Source organism: Zooshikella sp. RANM57, assembly GCF_050749885.1.
In the GTDB taxonomy this organism is placed as follows: Bacteria; Pseudomonadota; Gammaproteobacteria; order Pseudomonadales; family Zooshikellaceae; genus Zooshikella.
Genome location: NZ_JBOIUB010000063.1, coordinates 1 through 385, shown reverse-complemented (window position 1 = coordinate 385; position 385 = coordinate 1). Strand labels below are relative to the sequence as shown.

At 48.1% G+C, this 385-nt stretch carries 1 protein-coding gene; it reads left to right on the top strand.

Annotated elements, in window-relative coordinates; translation table 11 throughout:
* A partial coding sequence (locus ACQ96U_RS27140; protein WP_431724404.1) for a hypothetical protein occupies positions 1-385 on the top strand: 385 nt, incomplete at both ends.

The window sequence follows — 385 nt, the reverse complement described above, 5'->3', positions numbered from 1 at the left end:
GAATTACTGTACAAGATAAAAATATTGAGCAGCTTAAAGCCGAACAAGAAGTAGTCAATGCCAGTTTAGTGGGAGCTCAATCCCGCCTAGAGGCGTATCAGGCGTTGATCGATGAAGGTATTAGCCAGGCAGAGCAAAAGGCGATGGATAAACTTGTTGCATCGGGAGCTGATGCTATCGCTGCTAATGCGATACGTATGACGGGAGCGGGATTAGATTTAGCGCCTAATCAGTTTGGTATGGCTTCGGGAGGATCTGAATGGGGGGCAGCAGCAACCGCAACCGCCATCGGTATGGATATCGCGTCACAAAGCAATAGTACCACTGCTAACTCTTTATCCCAATCAGAACAATATCGCCGACGAGCGCAAGAATGGACCATACA